The sequence below is a fragment of the Picosynechococcus sp. PCC 7002 genome, assembly GCF_963860125.1.
In the GTDB taxonomy this organism is placed as follows: Bacteria; Cyanobacteriota; Cyanobacteriia; order Cyanobacteriales; family MRBY01; genus MRBY01.
In genome coordinates this window covers 1-16,103 of sequence record NZ_CAWLFA010000003.1, presented here as the reverse complement: position 1 = coordinate 16,103, position 16,103 = coordinate 1, and the positions used below count along the sequence as shown (strand labels likewise).

The 16,103-nt window shown below is 45.9% G+C and carries 17 protein-coding genes; 11 read left to right on the top strand and 6 right to left on the bottom strand.

The genetic code is table 11. The features are described from left to right. Positions 1-162: 162 nt before the first annotated feature. The 11 genes from AACQ84_RS14535 (at position 163) to AACQ84_RS14485 (ending at position 8,386) form a co-directional block, all read left to right on the top strand. Positions 163-840, top strand: a complete 678-nt coding sequence (locus AACQ84_RS14535; protein ID WP_012308477.1) for a recombinase family protein — start codon at positions 163-165, stop codon at positions 838-840. Next, positions 837-1,079 (top strand): hypothetical protein, encoded by a 243-nt coding sequence (locus tag AACQ84_RS14530; protein ID WP_012308476.1) that lies wholly within the window; start codon positions 837-839, stop codon positions 1,077-1,079. The genes AACQ84_RS14535 and AACQ84_RS14530 overlap by 4 nt, the downstream gene beginning before the upstream one ends. 37 nt (positions 1,080-1,116) lie before the next feature. Continuing rightward, on the top strand, positions 1,117-1,383 hold the full coding sequence (locus tag AACQ84_RS14525; protein WP_012308475.1) for a DUF4258 domain-containing protein: 267 nt from the start codon (positions 1,117-1,119) through the stop codon (positions 1,381-1,383). Beyond that, positions 1,380-1,631: a DUF2283 domain-containing protein gene (locus AACQ84_RS14520; protein ID WP_012308474.1), complete on the top strand. Its 252-nt coding sequence runs from the start codon at positions 1,380-1,382 to the stop codon at positions 1,629-1,631. The genes AACQ84_RS14525 and AACQ84_RS14520 overlap by 4 nt, the downstream gene beginning before the upstream one ends. A gap of 169 nt (positions 1,632-1,800) precedes the next feature. Beyond that, complete coding sequence (locus AACQ84_RS14515; protein ID WP_041444062.1) at positions 1,801-2,031, top strand: type II toxin-antitoxin system Phd/YefM family antitoxin; 231 nt, start codon at positions 1,801-1,803, stop codon at positions 2,029-2,031. Continuing rightward, positions 2,028-2,444 (top strand): type II toxin-antitoxin system VapC family toxin, encoded by a 417-nt coding sequence (locus AACQ84_RS14510; RefSeq protein WP_012308472.1) that lies wholly within the window; start codon positions 2,028-2,030, stop codon positions 2,442-2,444. The genes AACQ84_RS14515 and AACQ84_RS14510 overlap by 4 nt, the downstream gene beginning before the upstream one ends. A 406-nt stretch (positions 2,445-2,850) precedes the next feature. Continuing rightward, positions 2,851-3,003, top strand: coding sequence for a hypothetical protein (locus tag AACQ84_RS14505; protein WP_156785482.1), 153 nt, complete (start codon positions 2,851-2,853; stop codon positions 3,001-3,003). A gap of 98 nt (positions 3,004-3,101) precedes the next feature. After that, positions 3,102-5,027 carry a hypothetical protein gene (locus tag AACQ84_RS14500; protein WP_012308470.1) on the top strand — a complete coding sequence of 642 codons (1,926 nt, stop codon included), beginning with the start codon at positions 3,102-3,104 and terminating at the stop codon, positions 5,025-5,027. Positions 5,028-5,030: 3 nt separating this feature from the next. Further along, entirely contained in the window at positions 5,031-6,446 is a 1,416-nt protein-coding gene (locus tag AACQ84_RS14495; RefSeq protein WP_012308469.1) for a DEAD/DEAH box helicase, read from the top strand. Positions 6,447-6,623: 177 nt separating this feature from the next. Beyond that, on the top strand, positions 6,624-7,196 hold the full coding sequence (locus AACQ84_RS14490) for a hypothetical protein (RefSeq protein WP_012308468.1): 573 nt from the start codon (positions 6,624-6,626) through the stop codon (positions 7,194-7,196). Between the two features lie 275 nt (positions 7,197-7,471). Then, positions 7,472-8,386 (top strand): Abi family protein, encoded by a 915-nt coding sequence (locus tag AACQ84_RS14485; RefSeq protein WP_012308467.1) that lies wholly within the window; start codon positions 7,472-7,474, stop codon positions 8,384-8,386. Positions 8,387-8,465: 79 nt separating this feature from the next. Here AACQ84_RS14485 and hsdR read toward each other — a convergent pair whose 3' ends face one another. The 6 genes from hsdR to AACQ84_RS14455 all read right to left on the bottom strand — a co-directional run. Continuing rightward, positions 8,466-10,772 carry an EcoAI/FtnUII family type I restriction enzme subunit R gene (gene hsdR, locus AACQ84_RS14480; RefSeq protein WP_012308466.1) on the bottom strand — a complete coding sequence of 769 codons (2,307 nt, stop codon included), beginning with the start codon at positions 10,770-10,772 and terminating at the stop codon, positions 8,466-8,468. A 107-nt stretch (positions 10,773-10,879) separates the two neighbouring features. Next, positions 10,880-12,298 (bottom strand): ATP-binding protein, encoded by a 1,419-nt coding sequence (locus AACQ84_RS14475; RefSeq protein ID WP_041444060.1) that lies wholly within the window; start codon positions 12,296-12,298, stop codon positions 10,880-10,882. A 10-nt stretch (positions 12,299-12,308) separates the two neighbouring features. Beyond that, on the bottom strand, positions 12,309-13,505 hold the full coding sequence (locus AACQ84_RS14470; RefSeq protein ID WP_012308464.1) for a restriction endonuclease subunit S: 1,197 nt from the start codon (positions 13,503-13,505) through the stop codon (positions 12,309-12,311). Next, on the bottom strand, positions 13,502-14,950 hold the full coding sequence (locus tag AACQ84_RS14465) for a class I SAM-dependent DNA methyltransferase (protein WP_012308463.1): 1,449 nt from the start codon (positions 14,948-14,950) through the stop codon (positions 13,502-13,504). The genes AACQ84_RS14470 and AACQ84_RS14465 overlap by 4 nt, the downstream gene beginning before the upstream one ends. 123 nt (positions 14,951-15,073) lie before the next feature. After that, positions 15,074-15,406: a hypothetical protein gene (locus tag AACQ84_RS14460; RefSeq protein WP_012308462.1), complete on the bottom strand. Its 333-nt coding sequence runs from the start codon at positions 15,404-15,406 to the stop codon at positions 15,074-15,076. Beyond that, positions 15,399-16,103, bottom strand: a 705-nt coding sequence (locus AACQ84_RS14455; RefSeq protein WP_012308461.1) for a ParA family protein, incomplete at its 5' end; no start/stop codon positions are given. The genes AACQ84_RS14455 and AACQ84_RS14460, both read right to left, overlap by 8 nt.

Here is a 16,103-nt window from a genome sequence, read left to right as displayed (position 1 = left end):
CAAAGAATTAAGGTATTAAACCTTTATGGGTTTTTGGTTATATCGCCAGGATACAAGTATTTCAGAAGCCTGAGTATCAATTAATCAAATTAAGGTATTAAACCTTTATATGTTTATGATATTATTTCTTTTAGGGATAAAGCCAGTCACTTAAATAAAGCCATGAAAGCCATCGGATACATCAGAGTCTCAACAGAAGAACAAGCCACGCAGGGCGTTTCCCTAGATGCCCAAAAAGCCAAGCTAGAGGCATACGCGGGCCTCTATGACATTGAACTGGTAGACATCGTCATTGACGCGGGCCAGTCTGCAAAAAGCCTAGAACGCCCCGGTCTACAGAAAGCCCTTGGGATGCTCGACAGTGGAGAAGTGGAGGCCATGGTGATTGTTAAGCTCGACAGACTCACCCGTTCCGTTAAGGATTTGGATTGGCTTCTGGAAAACTACTTTGCTGATAAATTCTCCCTAATGTCAGTCAGTGAACAAGTGGACACCCGTACCGCTTCAGGCCGCTTAGTTCTCAATGTCTTGATGAGTGTGGCCCAATGGGAGAGAGAAACCATCGGAGAGCGTACCAGTGCAGCCTTACAGCATAAGAAGTCCCAAGGCGAGCATATCGGGGGCGTAGGTTTTGGCTACAAAGTCACTGGGAAAAAACTCACCAAAACCAAAGAGCATAAGACAGTCGAGGCTATCCAGCGGTTACGGAGTGAAGGCAAAACCCTACAGGCGATCGCCAATCATCTGAATTCTGAGGGCATTAAAACCCAGCGGGGCGGGCGGTGGTACCCCATGACAGTGAGCAACATCATCAAAAGAGAAGAGAGACTGACGGCATGAATCGAGGGAGAGCAGAACTAAATAGTTTGTTTGGACGGGATGCAGTGAACCATGCTTTATCCCGGCGTTTCCTTTTGGCCCAATGGGAGAAAGCATCGGTGGGCAATATGATTAAGGTCATAAAAGTCATGCAGGACTTAGAAGAAATTATTGATGATGTCCCAAGGGCGATCGCCTACTGCCAAGATTTAGATGATCGGGTTAGGGGATGTGTGATTCTTTCGCTTCTGGCTCTCTAGGAATGATAAAAACAGAAGGTTACGAGGAGTCTCCCCAATGATTGATCCCCTTGATGGATATGTTTTGTCGATTCATACCCAGGAAGTTTTACAGAGAAAAGATCGCCAAAAAATCAAGCCAGAATGGATTCAGAGAACCATAGATAACCCAGACTATAGCGACCGGGATAATCGAACCAACGCTGTCAGGGCATGGAAACGGATCCCGGAATATGGCGATCGCGCCTTGAGGGTGGTTTACAATCCAGATAAGCAACCCCCTGTGATCGTCACAGTCTTTTTCGATAGGAGCTTTAAGGGATGAACAGCATTAAGTATGACCCTGAAACGGATGCAGCCTATCTCAGGATTCAGGATGGAAATTATATTGAGTCCGAAGAAATTAGCGATGGGGTGATTCTCGATTATGACGAAAATGACAATGTGATCGCAGTAGAGTTTTTAGGGGTCAGTACCCTAAGCCCTAGCCATTGGCAAAAATTACAGTCTCAATTGCCCGCGATCGCCTATGGTCAACTACAAGCTTTTTTTGCAAATCCGATTCACGCCTGAGTGATGCCATTTATAAAGGAGGGTCGTTTCTTATAAATTCCTCCCTCACGCGCGCGCGATGTTCTCTGAAATGTCTCGATACAGTCTTTGGGCGATCGCCTGCCCGGTGAGTCTGTCCAGATATCAGCGGTACGGGCTATTTTAGAAATATCACCTCAAGTCCTTGGCTATGGAAATTACCTTAAAGCAGCTATCCCCTGATTTTCAGCGGCTTATTACTGAGATGGGACAAAGCAATGAGTCGATCATCATCACCGATGAGGGAACCCCACTCGCAATCCTTTCACCTACGCCACAGAAAAAACGGGCGGCTTTTGGCTGCATGAAAGAAACGATTCAAATTCTTGATGATATTGTTGCCCCGGCTGTCCCTGAGTCGGCTTGGGAAGTCTTGCAATGAGGCTATTGCTAGACACCCATATTTGGCTCTGGTATCTACAAGGAAGCGATCGCCTTTCCATTGAGCTTCAAGGCAAGATTGAAGATCCAAAAGTTCAAATCTGGCTAAGTCCCATTAGTATTTGGGAAACGCTAATGCTGGCTGAAAAAGGGAGAATCAATCTTGGCAAGCTGCCTCAGCAGTGGATTAGCGATGCCCTCAAGGTTTTGGAGGTGAGGGAAGCTCCCCTTAATAACGATATTGCGATCCTCAGTCGAGTGATCCAGCTCCCCCATCAAGACCCGGCGGATCGCTTCATTGCCGCCACAGCCCTTTACTATGACTTGCTTTTGGCGACTGTAGACAGGAATTTAACGGCATCAGAGCATCAGCTAAGGGCGATCACCCCAAGGTATTGGGAGACAACGGCTTAAAATAGCTATCCCCTGATTTTCAGCAGCTTATTACTGAGGTGGGACAAAGCAATGAGCCGACCATTAAGTTTTTGTCCTGGTAATATTGCCACAGACTTTTGATTGACCAGGCTTCATTTTTATTACACGCTAAAACATACACAAAAACATGGGTAAAAAGCTGGGTAAAAATATGGGTAAAGAGTATATAGCGCGGCGACAAAGATAAGCCAGAATATAGATAGGTCATGGGATTAAGTGATCCACCATAAACCGTTAATTATTAGTAGCTAATATTTTTTTAATGGAGGGTAAGCTAGAATCACTCTCCTTTTTGAGGGCTAAAAGATGTTAAAAAGGAACCAAAAAAATGTTGCCTTTTTAAATAGTGGGTATTACTATAAGGGAAGGTCTTAAGGTTTACACTATGGCAAGATATAAAGTCGTCTCGATCAAAATCGAGCCAAGCCAGCACAAGGCGATCGCCGCCTATGCCCGTGAGCATGGGACGAATGTCTCTCAGCTATCCCGAAAACTTTATGCGGAGGCTCTTAAGAATGATGGCCCAACCGCTGCCTAAAAACAGCGAAACCCCCAAATCTTGGCGGATACGGGGGGTTTCACAAAGTTCCATTCACAACCGACTCCCACAAAAATGGGGGCCGACTTGTTTCTATTATGGCAAAAATTGTATTACAGCCTAGGGTTTCTGTCGATACCCCCAATTTTACCCTAAGTTATCTTTCCAATATCGAATGGCTAGTGGCAACTTTCCCCCATCGTTCCGCCCCTGCGATTAGGAGCAAAAAAGGCTACCGAACCCTTGGCAGAACAATCAGCGAAGAGCAGGCGATCAGTTATTGGCGATCGCCGAAAAAAATCATCGCCCAACGGTTTACCAAAGAAACGTGGTTTTTTGCCCTTGATGTTGATGCTGGTTCCCAGTACCGCACCCCAGAGGCGATCGCCGCTATCAAGGAATCCTTGGAGGCTATTGGCATCGCGGGGACAATCATTTGTCAGAGCAGCCATAGTGGTGGCATCCACATCTATGGCCCATTGCCTAAGAAGCGCGGTTCATTTGCAATCGCCCGAACCATTAAAGGCGCTCTAGAAGATGCAGGCTTTGAGCTTAAGCCAGGGCAATTAGAAATTTTCCCCAATCAAAAAACTTGGACTAAGCCAGGGACGGCATACCCCAAGGGCCAATACCATGGGCTGCCTGATTACAATGCTTTCCGGTTGCCGTGCCAACCCGGAACAGGATTTTTTATTCTCAATGAAGACTTAGATCCCATTGGCGAATCATTAAAAGATTTTCGGCATCAATGGGAGTGGTGCGAGTCTCAGCAGGATATAGAGGCGCTGGATAAAGCGATCGCCCATTACCGAGACGCTGAATTGTTGTGGGAGATTGCCGCCATGGAGTGCGAAGATTTCAATGGCGATACGTCTCCACTCAAAGCAGAACCCATTAGAGCCAACGGCGAGGCCATTGAAGGCGACATTCTCGACATCCTAGGGCGTGACTGTAGGGAAAACGACTATCAGGACGAAACCCCTAGCCTAGCCACCATGAAAGCCCACTACAACGCATTAAAGAAAAGGGGATGGCAAGGCCCAGACGAAACCCAAGCGATCATTAAGCACTTGTGCCGATTGACTCGTATTTTTGTTTTTACAGCCACCGCTGACGACCTAGCCCAAAAGGTAGAGGCGATCGCCACCTCTCTCCCTGGCTTTTACGAATACTCTGATCATTCCGAACGGGTCGCTAATGACATCGATCAAGTTTGCAGGGCATGGGCCAGAACCACCTATAAAAAGCCTTATTACTACTGTGGCGATCGCCAATCCAAGAAAGCCAATGGAACAGAAGTAGCAGAGCCAGTAACACCGATCAACCCAACCAATGAGGCTAGACACCAGAAAGCCGTTGATCGCTTCCGTCGTGGTCTCACTGGCATGGTGAAAAATGGGTTCAGCTTCCCTAACAAAACAGCGGTGATCGATGCCCTGTTAAAGCAGGTGAAAGGCAGTAAAACCACTATCCAAAAATGCTGGGAATCGCTCAAGGATCTGGCTGAAAAATTGATCAATCCAGAAGAGCCAGAAACACCAGATAACAATGGCTCTAAAAAAAGTACACACCCCATTGATAGCAAATATATACATAGCGTTTTTTGCGCTACGTCTGCGTTGGGTGCTGATTGGAATCCGTTTGACTGCGACGTACAACCGCCACCACCTCCGAAGCCGATAACTTTCCTTGGGTTCCGGGAACAGGCGATCGCCCATGACTGCTGGATACCAGATAATCTCAGCTACTTGGATATCCCTCGTTTGATTCAGTCTGCGTTCTCCGAGATGGTGCGGGTCGCTTATTGCACGGACTACCTAGGCATTGAACAGGCGATCGGAGAACTTAATCGGTGCGACGCTGAAACCATTTACAGCATTCTCGATTGGCTTAAATCTTTCCCCTCAGTGCCAGAAGGCGATCGTCCCTTACCACCAAAGCTCACAACGGATGAATTTAAGGAAGCTAAAAGGATGAAGCGTAAGGCTACTTTCCAGCGGTTTAAGGCGATGTTAGGAGGTTAAGTCATGAGTAAATTTCAACTACGCCCCTATCAAGCTCAAATGGTCAGTGAGATCCTCGGAAGTCTTGCCCAACATGACAGCGTAGTGGGCCAACTCCCAACGGGGGGCGGCAAAACTATCATCCTTTCGGCGATCGCCAATGAGTTCATTAAGCGTGGTTCACCCGTTCTGCTGCTCAGCCATCGGGATGAACTGGTGAACCAAGGGGCCGACAAATTAGCGGCTGTCTCAGGGCAACCAGTGGGAATCATTAAAGCTGGCTATCCCGACAACGGCGATCGCCTCATCCAATCAGCATCAGTTCAAAGTCTAGTGAGGCGACTGCATAAATATTCCCCTGATAGATTTGGGGCCATCATTGTGGATGAATGCCACCACACCACCGCTAACACCTACAGAAAAATCCTTGACCACTTCGAGAAAGCTTATGTCCTAGGATTCACCGCTACGCCCTGCCGGGGTGATGGAGCGGGCTTGGATGATTTATTCAGCCACATGGTCACAGGCCCAACGATTAAGCAGCTCATTGAAGTGGGCCACCTTTCCCGGTATCGCTACCTTGCCGCCGAAAAATCAATGGTCGTTAAAGGTGCCAAGGTACGCCGGGGTGATTACACTTCAAAGTCATTGGCCGCATTAAATCCCCGTGACCAATTGGCCGCTGATTTAGTGAGCAGCTATTTTCAACATTGCGACGGGATGAGATGTCTGGTTTTCGCTATTGATCGAGACTACTCCAAAGCCACCGCCGCTATGTATCAAGCCCATGGAGTGCCCGCAATTCACCTAGACGGGGAAACGCCCCAACATATCCGCAAAGCCGCTTTAGAGGCGTTCCAAGCCGGGGAAATTAAGGTCGTTTGTAATGTGGGACTGTTCACCGAGGGAACGGATTTACCAGCAGTCGAAGCTTTGCAAATGGCACGTCCGACCAAATCCCTTGGCTTATTCCAACAGATGACGGGGCGGGTTTTGCGGGTCGCACCGGGAAAGTCAGAAGCCATCATCATTGACCATGCCGGAAATTGGGAGATGCACGGCCTACCTTGCGACGATCGCCAATGGACTTTAGAGGGAGTCGCCAAGCCTAAGCGGGCGAAACGACTCGTCAAGAAACCCGATGGGGAAATTGTGGAGTGGGAACTAGTAGAGGTCATTCAGACGAATGTGACGACCCGTGAGATTATCCCCGGCACTGTGGCGATCGCCCCTGATGTCGATGGCTTCTGGAAAGCTCGACTTGATGAAATATTGGCCGAAAGGGAAACCATGGACTACCAGAAAGGATGGGTCGGCTACCGATTGGGTGAGCTGTCACCACCATTAGAAGTCTGGAAAGTAGCGGCGATCGCCCTTGGGTATAAGCCGGGGTGGGCTTGGTATCAGTGGCAAAAATACCGGGGTCAGGATGTGGCTTAGGTCAGCAGTGGTCACAAAAAAAACGATGTACCAAAAAGGACAACAAAGTATTTTTTTATTTTTACCAAGGCACCAAAAGACACTAAAAAGCACGATCCAACGATGGGGCGATCGCCTCTGTACCGATTACTTTAAGTGATGGATACAATAAAAAAACAGTTCGTTTCGGATTTTTTCATGGCAAGCACCGCCCCCGGAAAATCAATCAGTGCCAAAAATGCGACTAAGCATGGCATTTATAGCTCTAAACCTCCCACAACAGATAATGATGATTTCGCGCTTTATGAAGCAACAAAAGCAGGTCTGATTGCGGAATTTGAACCACAGACGATGACCGAAGAAATCCAAATCGAGCAAATCACCATGGCACGGGTGAGACTGCATCGCTTGTGGCGAGCGGAAAGTGCCATTATTCAAATCCAGAAATTAGATGGTCAAATTGCCAGTCTCGAACCGCCCGCACCGCCTAGCGATCTTGATTTACTTTTGGAGTCAATAAATCCTAAACCACCGGAACCAACCCCGGCGATCGCCAAACAAATTAAGCCATTGAGACAGCAGCGATCAGCCATGATCTCAGAAACCTCAAGAATTATTGAAAGGGATAAACAACAGCTCCGGCTGCAACGTGAGGAGGGTCATCTCAACCGGATTATTGAAAAAGGACTGGCTTATCTGGAAAAACAACGCGATCGCCGGAACGGTTCTACTCCCCAAACTATTGAAACGATTGCGCCGCTAACAGGGTGATTGACTGCCGAAACCTCAGACGCTACGCTCAAATTAACAAAACCTGCCAAGGCTATGCTCTAAGCACCTCAAATAGGCGGGTTACTTTTTATACATCAGAACCTCAAAATCTGACTGGCTTTTGCAAATGTGAAAATCTGAATTTTGATGTGACTGTCACCCTTCTGAGGGAAAATTGTCTACAAGATCAAGACCCGCTAGAATAGAGGTAACATATCTGCCACACCTCTCACGGAAGTGCCAATTGGCAGATTTTCCAGTTTTTATCCATTTTAATGCAGTACAATAAACCGCCTTTAACGTTTCAAGAGCAGATTAATTTACTCCAGTCTCGCGGTTTAAGCATTAAAGATTTAGATTTTGCAGAACAGACATTACAGCGTATTAGTTACTATCGCCTCAGTGCATATCTACACTTTTTTCAGGAAATAGACTCATCCGATCATCAATATGTACCAGATGCAACCTTTGAAGCGGTTTTAAATCTATACAAGTTTGATAAATCCTTGAGAATGCTTATTTTTAATGCTACGGAGTCGATAGAAGTAGCAGTCAGAACTCAAATGATTTATCACTACTCCCATGATTATGATCCTCATTGGTATCTGAATAAAAGTTTATTTTATGACACTGGGAAGCATCAAGAATTAATCGATTCGATTACTCAATATTGCCAATCTAAAAAAGTAGAAGAATTTATCGGGCATTATCGAAACAAGTACACAAATCCTCTACTACCGCCGTCATATATGGCTTTGGAGATAATCGCCTTTGGGCAGTTATCTAGAATGTACACAAATTTATTACCATCTAAGACACGACAAAAAATACATACTCATTTCCAATTACCTAACAAGTTTTTTATATCTTGGTTACGGTCTTTGTCGCATATTAGAAATATTTGCGCTCATCATTCAAGGCTCTGGAATATACAGCTAGGAGAATCACCTAAATTGCCTGATAGGTTAAAAGGAAAATGGCTCTCTAGAGAAGTATTGGAGGATATTAATCAAAGAAACAGCCGTAAAATTTTCACTGGCTTATGTTGTATTCAGTATCTCTTAGACAGAATTAAACCAGAGCATAATTTTGCACAGCATTTAAAAAGAACTTTTGAGATGTATCCAGAAATAGAATCTAAAAACTTAGGCTTTCCCAAAGATTGGGAAAATCAGCCTCTCTGGAAATAATCTAAGAGTCAGAATTTTAATTTGTCATAACTCTTTCTCGTTCAAGGCAGGCAACGCCCCCGGCGATCGCCGTCCTTTTTTATGCCACATCTTCGGTATATAAATCCGCCTGAAAATCTGCGAATACTTGACCGATATCCTGACCCAAGATCACTAAACCTTCATTAACGGTTTGGTATTTGATTTCGATGAGGGTAGGCAGTTTCCCCCGATCAAGTTCCTCCACTCCTTCTCGAATGTATTGGTCTAGGACAAAATCTAAAAATTCTTGCTGCTTTCCGGTGTACTTCGAGAAAATCAGATCTCGATGCTTAATTACTCGCTCTTCTCTGCTAATGGGTTTGGTGTTGTAGGCAACCCAAGTCAGGACATCATAGACATCACTTTTTTCCGCTTCGGCAATGCGTGCGATCGCCTTCAGTTGGGTGTCACCGTAGCCTTTTTCCGCGAGTCCGGTCAGGAACGATTTACGGGTATCGGGTTTCCCCCAGATGGTGCGTAGTTCGGCTTCATCCTTGAAGAGGTCGGGCAGGTCGCCAAATAGCTTTTCGATAAATTCTTGGGCGGAAATGGGTTTACCATCAGCATCCCAAAAAGTTGTGGTTTGAGTATGGGCGAGTTCCCGCTCTTTCCCATCGGCTAACTTCACTTTGATTTTTTGCGGTTTGCGGTTTTCCTCTGGTTCATCCTCCAGATCGAGATCAATTTTTTCCCGTTCTTTGCGCGGTTCTGGGTCAATGGCGACGGGTTCAGTGGGTTCGCCGTCCCATTCATCATCGTTGAAATGCTCGTAGGCTCTGACGAAATCATAGATGGTGAAATAGTCCTTATTATCGAAAAGTCGAGTCCCCCGCCCGATAATCTGCTTAAACTCGATCATGGAGTTGATCGGGCGCAGCAGAACGATGTTGCGGACGTTACGGGCATCGACACCAGTAGACAGTTTTCTGGAGGTGGTGAGAATAGTGGGAATCGCTTTTTCGTTGTCCTGAAAGGTTTTGAGGTTGGTTTCGCCAATGCTGCCATCGTTCGCTGTGACCCTAACGCAATAATTTGGGTCGGTGCTGATTTTCATCTGGTTAATGAGATCCCGCACGGCTAGGGCATGGTCTTGGGTGGCACAAAAAACCAAGGTTTTTTCGTTCTGGTTTATGGCTTCCATGAAGAGCTGCACCCGCTGTTTTTCCCGCTCTTCCATCTCGATAATGCGGTTAAAGTCTTTCTCTTCATAGGTTCGCGCTTCATCGATGTCCCCTTCGATCACATCATCGTCGGGGTCATAGAGATATTCATCGAGGGTGGTGGTAAATTGCACCACTTTGAAGGGGGTTAGGTAGCCATCGTTAATGCCTTCCTTGAGGGAATAGGTGTAGAGGGGTTCGCCAAAATATTTGTAGGTATCGCCATTTACATCCCGTTTGGGGGTCGCGGTTAGTCCGAGTTGGACGGCGGGGGAGAAGTATTCGAGGATTTTCCGCCAGGTGCTTTCGTCGTTAGCGCCGCCCCGGTGGCATTCGTCGATGATGATGAAGTCGAAAAAGTCGGGGGCATAATCATAGAAATGAGCAAAATCTTTATCGCCTTTTGTTGTCATGAAGGTTTGGAAGATGCTAAAAAACAGGCTGCCATTTTTTGGGACTTTGCCTTTTTTCTTGATTTCCTTGGGATCTATACGCACCAAAGCATCATCATCAAAGGCTCCGAAGGCGTTAAAGGCTTGGTTCGCTAATATATTCCGGTCTGCGAGGAAGAGAATGCGGGGGCGGTGGGTCGGTTCGCCGCTGATGTTCCATTTCGCCTGAAAAAGTTTCCAGGCAAGCTGGAAGGCAATGAAGGTTTTCCCGGTTCCAGTGGCGAGGGTCAGCAACATCCGGTTTTTGCCTTGGCTAATGGCTTCGAGGACGGCTTCGATTGCATTGTGTTGGTAGTAGCGGGCTTCCCATGTACCCTGTTTGTCTTCAAAGGGGATTGCGGCAAATCGATTACGCCAATGGTTCTGGGTGGGGTAGGTGAGTTCCCAGAGTTCGGCGGGGGTGGGATAACGGTCGATATATTTTTCTTCCCCAGTTCTCAGATCGACTTGGTAGATTTTTTCGCCGTTGGTGCAGAGGGCAAAGGGGGTTTTTAGTCGTTCTGCGTAATCTTTGGCTTGTCCGAGTCCTTCGGTGGGATGGAGGGAGACTTTTTTGGCTTCTAGGGCGGCTAATTTTTGATTTCTATAGACCAAGACGTAATCGCAGGATTTGGGGCGGCTGCGTTTACCGGAACCGACTAACCGACCGGGGGCGATGACTTCTCGTCTGATGCGACTTTCTGGAATTTCTCCCCAGCCTGCGGCTTTTAGGGCGGGGTCGATCAGTTCGGCTCTGGTTTCGGCTTCGTTCATGGTCTAAGGGGTTATAGAAATTTGCGTTAAAACACTTTTTTGCTTGTTTTATAAGAGTTCTAGCGATCTGAAGTCTCAGAAATGATTTTGCGTTAAAACACTTTTCCCTATGCCCAGAAAGGAAGATAACGAGCATAACGGGTCGAGTCTGATTCTGAGGTGTCCTGTTTAATCAATCCAGCATCTTTTGTTGCCCGGATGACATGAGAAACCGTCGCTGTCTTTGTCCTGCCTAGCTTAAATCGCTCTTTTAAGGTGGTATTCGACATCTTATTATTGCTGACATACTGCAAACAACAGTGTTGATAGCAGGCTCTAATTCGATCTGTTTGGGTCATGTTGGTAAAGTCTTGGTGTGCAAAAAGTATTGCAGTGGTGCGGGTTTCGCCTACTCGGAAATCTGGGGCAGGGAGTTGATACACTTCTGAGGCGACGATAACTTTATCAATGCCACTGCCTTTTTCTTCACAGATGCCCAAACGTCTCATCAGGTCGGCTAGTTGTTCATTCCGAGAACGATATTCATCAATAAATCTTTCGACTCTGATCGGAGGAAGTCCGGGATTAGATATTTCTACCCGATCGCTATACATTTCGATCATGACGGATGCGCCTGTTGCCTGAAAGTCTTGGTGAATAAGGGCATTTGCAATCAGTTCCCGTAGGGCTTGTTTGGGAAACATTTTGGCTTCTTCCCTAATCACTTCTTCGATAAATTGGTTTTGAGGGGCGGAATTATGGACAAAATCAATCAGGCTTTCAAAACCTGCGGCGTAGCCTTTTTTCCCAGTAATATCATTTTTCGTGAAGAGTTTTCCTGTCCCTTCATAGATGATAAACCGGGGGGCTTTTCTGGAAAGATATAGGGGAAATTGTTCGAGGTTTCTGGCGAAAAGAATGGCTCCCAGATTAGTGATATTCCAGTATTTTCCTTGTTTTACAATTAACTGATCGTTGGCAAGGCGATCTAAAATAGCATCCCAATCGGTGGGGTAGGGTAAATTTTTTAGTTCAAAGTAGGTAGGGGTATCGAGCAAGTTGATGATTTGGTCTAGGGTCTGTTTTTCTCTGGCAGATTGGATAAACCAGTCCTGCTGATCTTCGGCAAAAATGGCTTTAAGGCGATCTGGGGTCATGGGTACAAGGTCTTCCCCTGACCTCATCCAATAGGCTCCGTCTAGGTTGATCGCCTGTCCGGTGGGTCTACTGGGAATCTCAAAGATCAGCACTCTTCCTTCTGGAGGGTTTAGCTCGGTTAGTTCGACTCGAATGTGGAGTTTTTCGAGGATTTGTTTTTTGATTTTGTTTTGGGCTTCTGGGGTGGGGTAGGCTGCTGAACCGATAATTTTTCGCGGTTTTTTATCTGTTACTCCAAAAATTAGATATCCACCACCTTCATTAGCAAGGGCAACACAATATTTTAAAAGCTTGATTGTGTCGTACTGTTTTTTTGCCTCTTTAAATTCAAGGTGCTCGTTTTCGGTTGCTTCGTTGAGCCAATGGGTTAGGGTTTCCAGAGTAATCATGGTCAAAAATCTACTGGGTGAGTTGTCCGCTAAAGGCTTTTTGTAAGATCGATTGTTTTAACTTCCCAAGGGCTTCTATTTTGCGTTGATAAACTTCTTCGAGTTTTTTTGATTTTTCTTGAACATCTAAGAGAGATTCTATAAGCCGATCTTGTATTTCAATAGGTGGTAAATCTCCCATTTTTAAAGCTCTTATATCTTTCATGTTTACGTGTTGAACGGTAGCACCTGAAGATTTAGATAATAATCTTTCTTGCATTTTAGGATGTAGTAAAAAAAATGCTAGATATTGAGGATTTATATTTTCCTTTGGTCTGATCAAGACAGTTCTTTGACCTAAGCAAACTCTCTCACCTTCCGGAATAACACCAACATTTCCTGCTGGTGCTTCTCTCGCTAAAATCAAATCTCCTGACTGAGGTTTTGCCCGTCTTGTCCACTGTTTATAAGTTTCTTCCGATACGCGATAAACATTGTCTAAAATCAAATGACCTTTTCCGATATTTGGTGTACGAATTGACGGAAAACCTGTTTCTTGTGTAGGAGCAGTTTTATGCTCACAATCAACAATTAAGTCAGTAATACAGTTAAGAGTCTGGGTATTTTTTCTCTCTACAAAATCCAAAAAAATCTTGTTTAAATAGCTGTCGAAGAGTTCGCGGGCATTGGTGAGGTTCTGGCGGGCGATCGCCTCTGCTCTTTCAATCCCAGAAAAGCTTTCATCCAATATCTCCACTATCCGTTTTTGTTCGGCGATCGGTGGAACAGGAACTAAAACTTTTTTGACAAGGGTAGTATTTAAATTTCTAACTGTAGAACCTGCCGCTAATTTATCAAATTGTTTATATGCTGCTTGAGAACCGAGAAAATAATATAAGTAATCTTGATCAAAAAGCCCACTCTTATCTTTTAGAACTAGCCAACCATCATGAATACATCCAGAAGTCCTCATAATATAGGGACGACCGAAACTCATTGAGTTAGATAGTAAAAAATCTCCCGGTTCAACAAATCTAGATTTTTTAATCCCTTCTGGTTTGATTTTTTCTTGAGTTTCATAGATGTACTTGGAACTTGCAGAAGCATCGCCAATTTTTATCCAATTGATACCATCTGGCTCATTGGTTAAATAACTTTTAATCGGTCTAGGAGAGCCACCACGAGCAATATCACATAAATCATCTAACGTTTTTACTTCCCACTTCATGCCAACATCTCCCCAATAGCCGCTAAAATTTCCGCACTTTCTTGATCAAGATCTGCAATTTCTGCCAAAATCTCCTCCGGTTCCCGTAACGGGTCATCCTCCGGCGCATTCGGATTCTTTACCGACAGATCAAACGATGCCGGGTCAACATCCTTCAGAGCCAAAAACCAAGACCGTTCCGACTCCCTAAAGGTTGATTGAAACTCCACAAACTCCTTTAGGTCATCATCATTAAGGGGGTTTGTTTTGCCTAAGCTACGCCCCGGATCAAGCTGATAAAACCAAATCTTTTCCGTCGGTGTCCCCTTCTCAAAAAACAGGACAACCGTTTTTACGCCCGCCCCTAGGAACGTTTTCGCCGGACAATCCAACACCGTATGGAGATTACAAGACGACGTTAACTCCTGTCGCAACGCCCGTGACGCATTATCCGCATTCGAGAGAAACGTATTTTTAATCACCACCGCCGCCCGTCCCCCGACCTTCAGCCGCTTAATAAAATGCTGGAGAAACAAAAACGCCGTCTCCCCCGTGGCGATCGTAAAGTTTTGTTTAATCTCCTCCCGTTCCTTACCCCCAAACGGCGGGTTAGCCAAAATCACATCATGGCGATCCTTCTCCTGAAACCCCTGAATATTTTCCGTGAGCGTATTCATTTGGATAATATTCGGAGCCTCCACACCATGCAAAATCAGATTCATCACCCCGATGATGTAGGCTAACCCCTTCTTTTCCTGACCATAGAGCGTTGCCGTTTGGAGCCGTTCCAACTCCGCCGCACTCTTCACCAACGGACGCAAAAACTCATAGGCTTCACAGAGGAACCCCGCCGAACCGCACGCCCCATCGTAAATCGTTTCCCCAAGCTGCGGCTTAATCACCCGAATCATCGCCCGAATCAAAGGACGTGGCGTGTAATATTCCCCACCATTACGCCCCGCATTGCCCATATTATTGATGCGAGTTTCGTAGAGGTCAGACAATTCATGCTTTTCCTGCTGAGTCTGAAACCTAAGAGCGTCAATACTTTCAAGAACTTCCCGGAGATTGTAGCCACTCTGAAACTTATTACTAACCCCCGAAAAAATCTCCCCAATCTTTGCCCCAAACGTACCCGGTTCCACATAGTCCTTAAACCCCCGAAAATAAGGAAATAGCTCCCCACTAACAAAGGCGATCAGGTCATCTCCCACCGCCGCCGTTTTGATTAATTCCCCCTTTTCATCCCTCGGATATGCCCAAGACTTCCAGCGGTACGGCTCATCTAGTAGCGGTTCATACTTTTCCCCCGTTAACGATGCCTTACTTTCGCGATCAGTCTCCAGATCATCGAGGTACTTGAGAAAGAGAATCCAGGAAATCTGTTCCGCATAATCAAGCTCCGTCGCACAGCCCGCTTCCTTCCGAAGGACATCATCAATATTTTTAAAGGTCTGCTCAAACATAGCCGGGGGAATAGGGAACCCAGAAATATTACCCGATCTCCTTTGACGCCTCCAATCATTATGAAGATTCAAAACGGCGATCGCTATGGCAACTAAGGTTAAAATCTTTAACCTCTTATACTTTTATAGGTTTAACTGTTGCTCTAAGTCTTGGATATTGCGGACAGTAGACCAATCGATGTCTGTGTCCTGAAGTAAGGCGATCGCCACATTGATCAAGTGCTGAGGGTAGACCCGTTCCTTTGGGGGGACAGGCTCAGTATTGTTGTCCCGTACCTGTTGCGCTTTATCGGCGAGCCATTGTTTAGATGCCCTAGGAATTCTGATATTGATCGGCACTGAAATTTCAGCTTCCTTACGTTTACTCGCTTTTTTGGGGGGCTGTTCCGGTGGGGGGGTATTGCCCTGGCTTAACCCAGACTTGTCCCCTAGACTTGTTTGTTTGAGTCTACCCATTGAGAATCTCCTTTGCTAACTTTTTGAAGGCTTTGGCCCCGATGCTATTTTTGGCGTAATCCAGTACCGAGATTTGGGCGGAAACCGCTTCGGCGATCGCCACATTTTCGGGAATCGTCGTTTTGAGTAGATTGAACCCTAATTCTTTTGCCCCATCTGCAAGCATCGCGTCATATTCCTTGGTAATCACTAACCGCGAACGGTAACGACTCCGCAGAACGTCGATGGGTAAATTAGGGTCTTCCTCCCTAACTAGTTCCACCGCTTCGGCTAACCCTTTGATCACCGCAGGCTCAGAAACGACGGGGATAATTAGGCGATCACAGCTCAAAATCGCTTCCACTGAAATAGCGTTAATCGCAGGCGGACAGTCCAATAGAATTACATCATAACCCATTAAACCTTTAAGGGATTTTGCCATTAAACCCTCAGTCATAGGGTAGTTGAGGATTTCAAAACTGCCGGCGATCGCCTGAAGATTATGGCGACTGGTTTCAAGCGTTTGGTCAGAACCATCAAGCCAATCGATCACCGTTGGCTGCTTACCCTCAGTTGCCAAGGAAAAACTCAATGTCCTTTGGGCATCAAGATCAATCACTAGGACTTTTCGTTTTTGGGTTGCTAGGGCCGCCCCTAGATTAGCGACGGTTGTAGACTTTCCTACCCCACCCTTGAAATTAAAAACAGAAATAATCAT

What these genes read in the sequence shown, in the direction of transcription:
- AACQ84_RS14535 (WP_012308477.1), top strand. Translation starts at nt 163, where the DNA reads ATGAAAGCCATCGGATACATCAGAGTCTCAACAGAAGAACAAGCCACG.
- AACQ84_RS14530 (WP_012308476.1), top strand. Translation starts at nt 837, where the DNA reads ATGAATCGAGGGAGAGCAGAACTAAATAGTTTGTTTGGACGGGATGCA.
- AACQ84_RS14525 (WP_012308475.1), top strand. Translation starts at nt 1,117, where the DNA reads ATGATTGATCCCCTTGATGGATATGTTTTGTCGATTCATACCCAGGAA.
- AACQ84_RS14520 (WP_012308474.1), top strand. Translation starts at nt 1,380, where the DNA reads ATGAACAGCATTAAGTATGACCCTGAAACGGATGCAGCCTATCTCAGG.
- AACQ84_RS14515 (WP_041444062.1), top strand. Translation starts at nt 1,801, where the DNA reads ATGGAAATTACCTTAAAGCAGCTATCCCCTGATTTTCAGCGGCTTATT.
- AACQ84_RS14510 (WP_012308472.1), top strand. Translation starts at nt 2,028, where the DNA reads ATGAGGCTATTGCTAGACACCCATATTTGGCTCTGGTATCTACAAGGA.
- AACQ84_RS14505 (WP_156785482.1), top strand. Translation starts at nt 2,851, where the DNA reads ATGGCAAGATATAAAGTCGTCTCGATCAAAATCGAGCCAAGCCAGCAC.
- AACQ84_RS14500 (WP_012308470.1), top strand. Translation starts at nt 3,102, where the DNA reads ATGGCAAAAATTGTATTACAGCCTAGGGTTTCTGTCGATACCCCCAAT.
- AACQ84_RS14495 (WP_012308469.1), top strand. Translation starts at nt 5,031, where the DNA reads ATGAGTAAATTTCAACTACGCCCCTATCAAGCTCAAATGGTCAGTGAG.
- AACQ84_RS14490 (WP_012308468.1), top strand. Translation starts at nt 6,624, where the DNA reads ATGGCAAGCACCGCCCCCGGAAAATCAATCAGTGCCAAAAATGCGACT.
- AACQ84_RS14485 (WP_012308467.1), top strand. Translation starts at nt 7,472, where the DNA reads ATGCAGTACAATAAACCGCCTTTAACGTTTCAAGAGCAGATTAATTTA.
- hsdR (WP_012308466.1), bottom strand. Translation starts at nt 10,772, where the DNA reads ATGAACGAAGCCGAAACCAGAGCCGAACTGATCGACCCCGCCCTAAAA.
- AACQ84_RS14475 (WP_041444060.1), bottom strand. Translation starts at nt 12,298, where the DNA reads ATGATTACTCTGGAAACCCTAACCCATTGGCTCAACGAAGCAACCGAA.
- AACQ84_RS14470 (WP_012308464.1), bottom strand. Translation starts at nt 13,505, where the DNA reads ATGAAGTGGGAAGTAAAAACGTTAGATGATTTATGTGATATTGCTCGT.
- AACQ84_RS14465 (WP_012308463.1), bottom strand. Translation starts at nt 14,950, where the DNA reads ATGTTTGAGCAGACCTTTAAAAATATTGATGATGTCCTTCGGAAGGAA.
- AACQ84_RS14460 (WP_012308462.1), bottom strand. Translation starts at nt 15,406, where the DNA reads ATGGGTAGACTCAAACAAACAAGTCTAGGGGACAAGTCTGGGTTAAGC.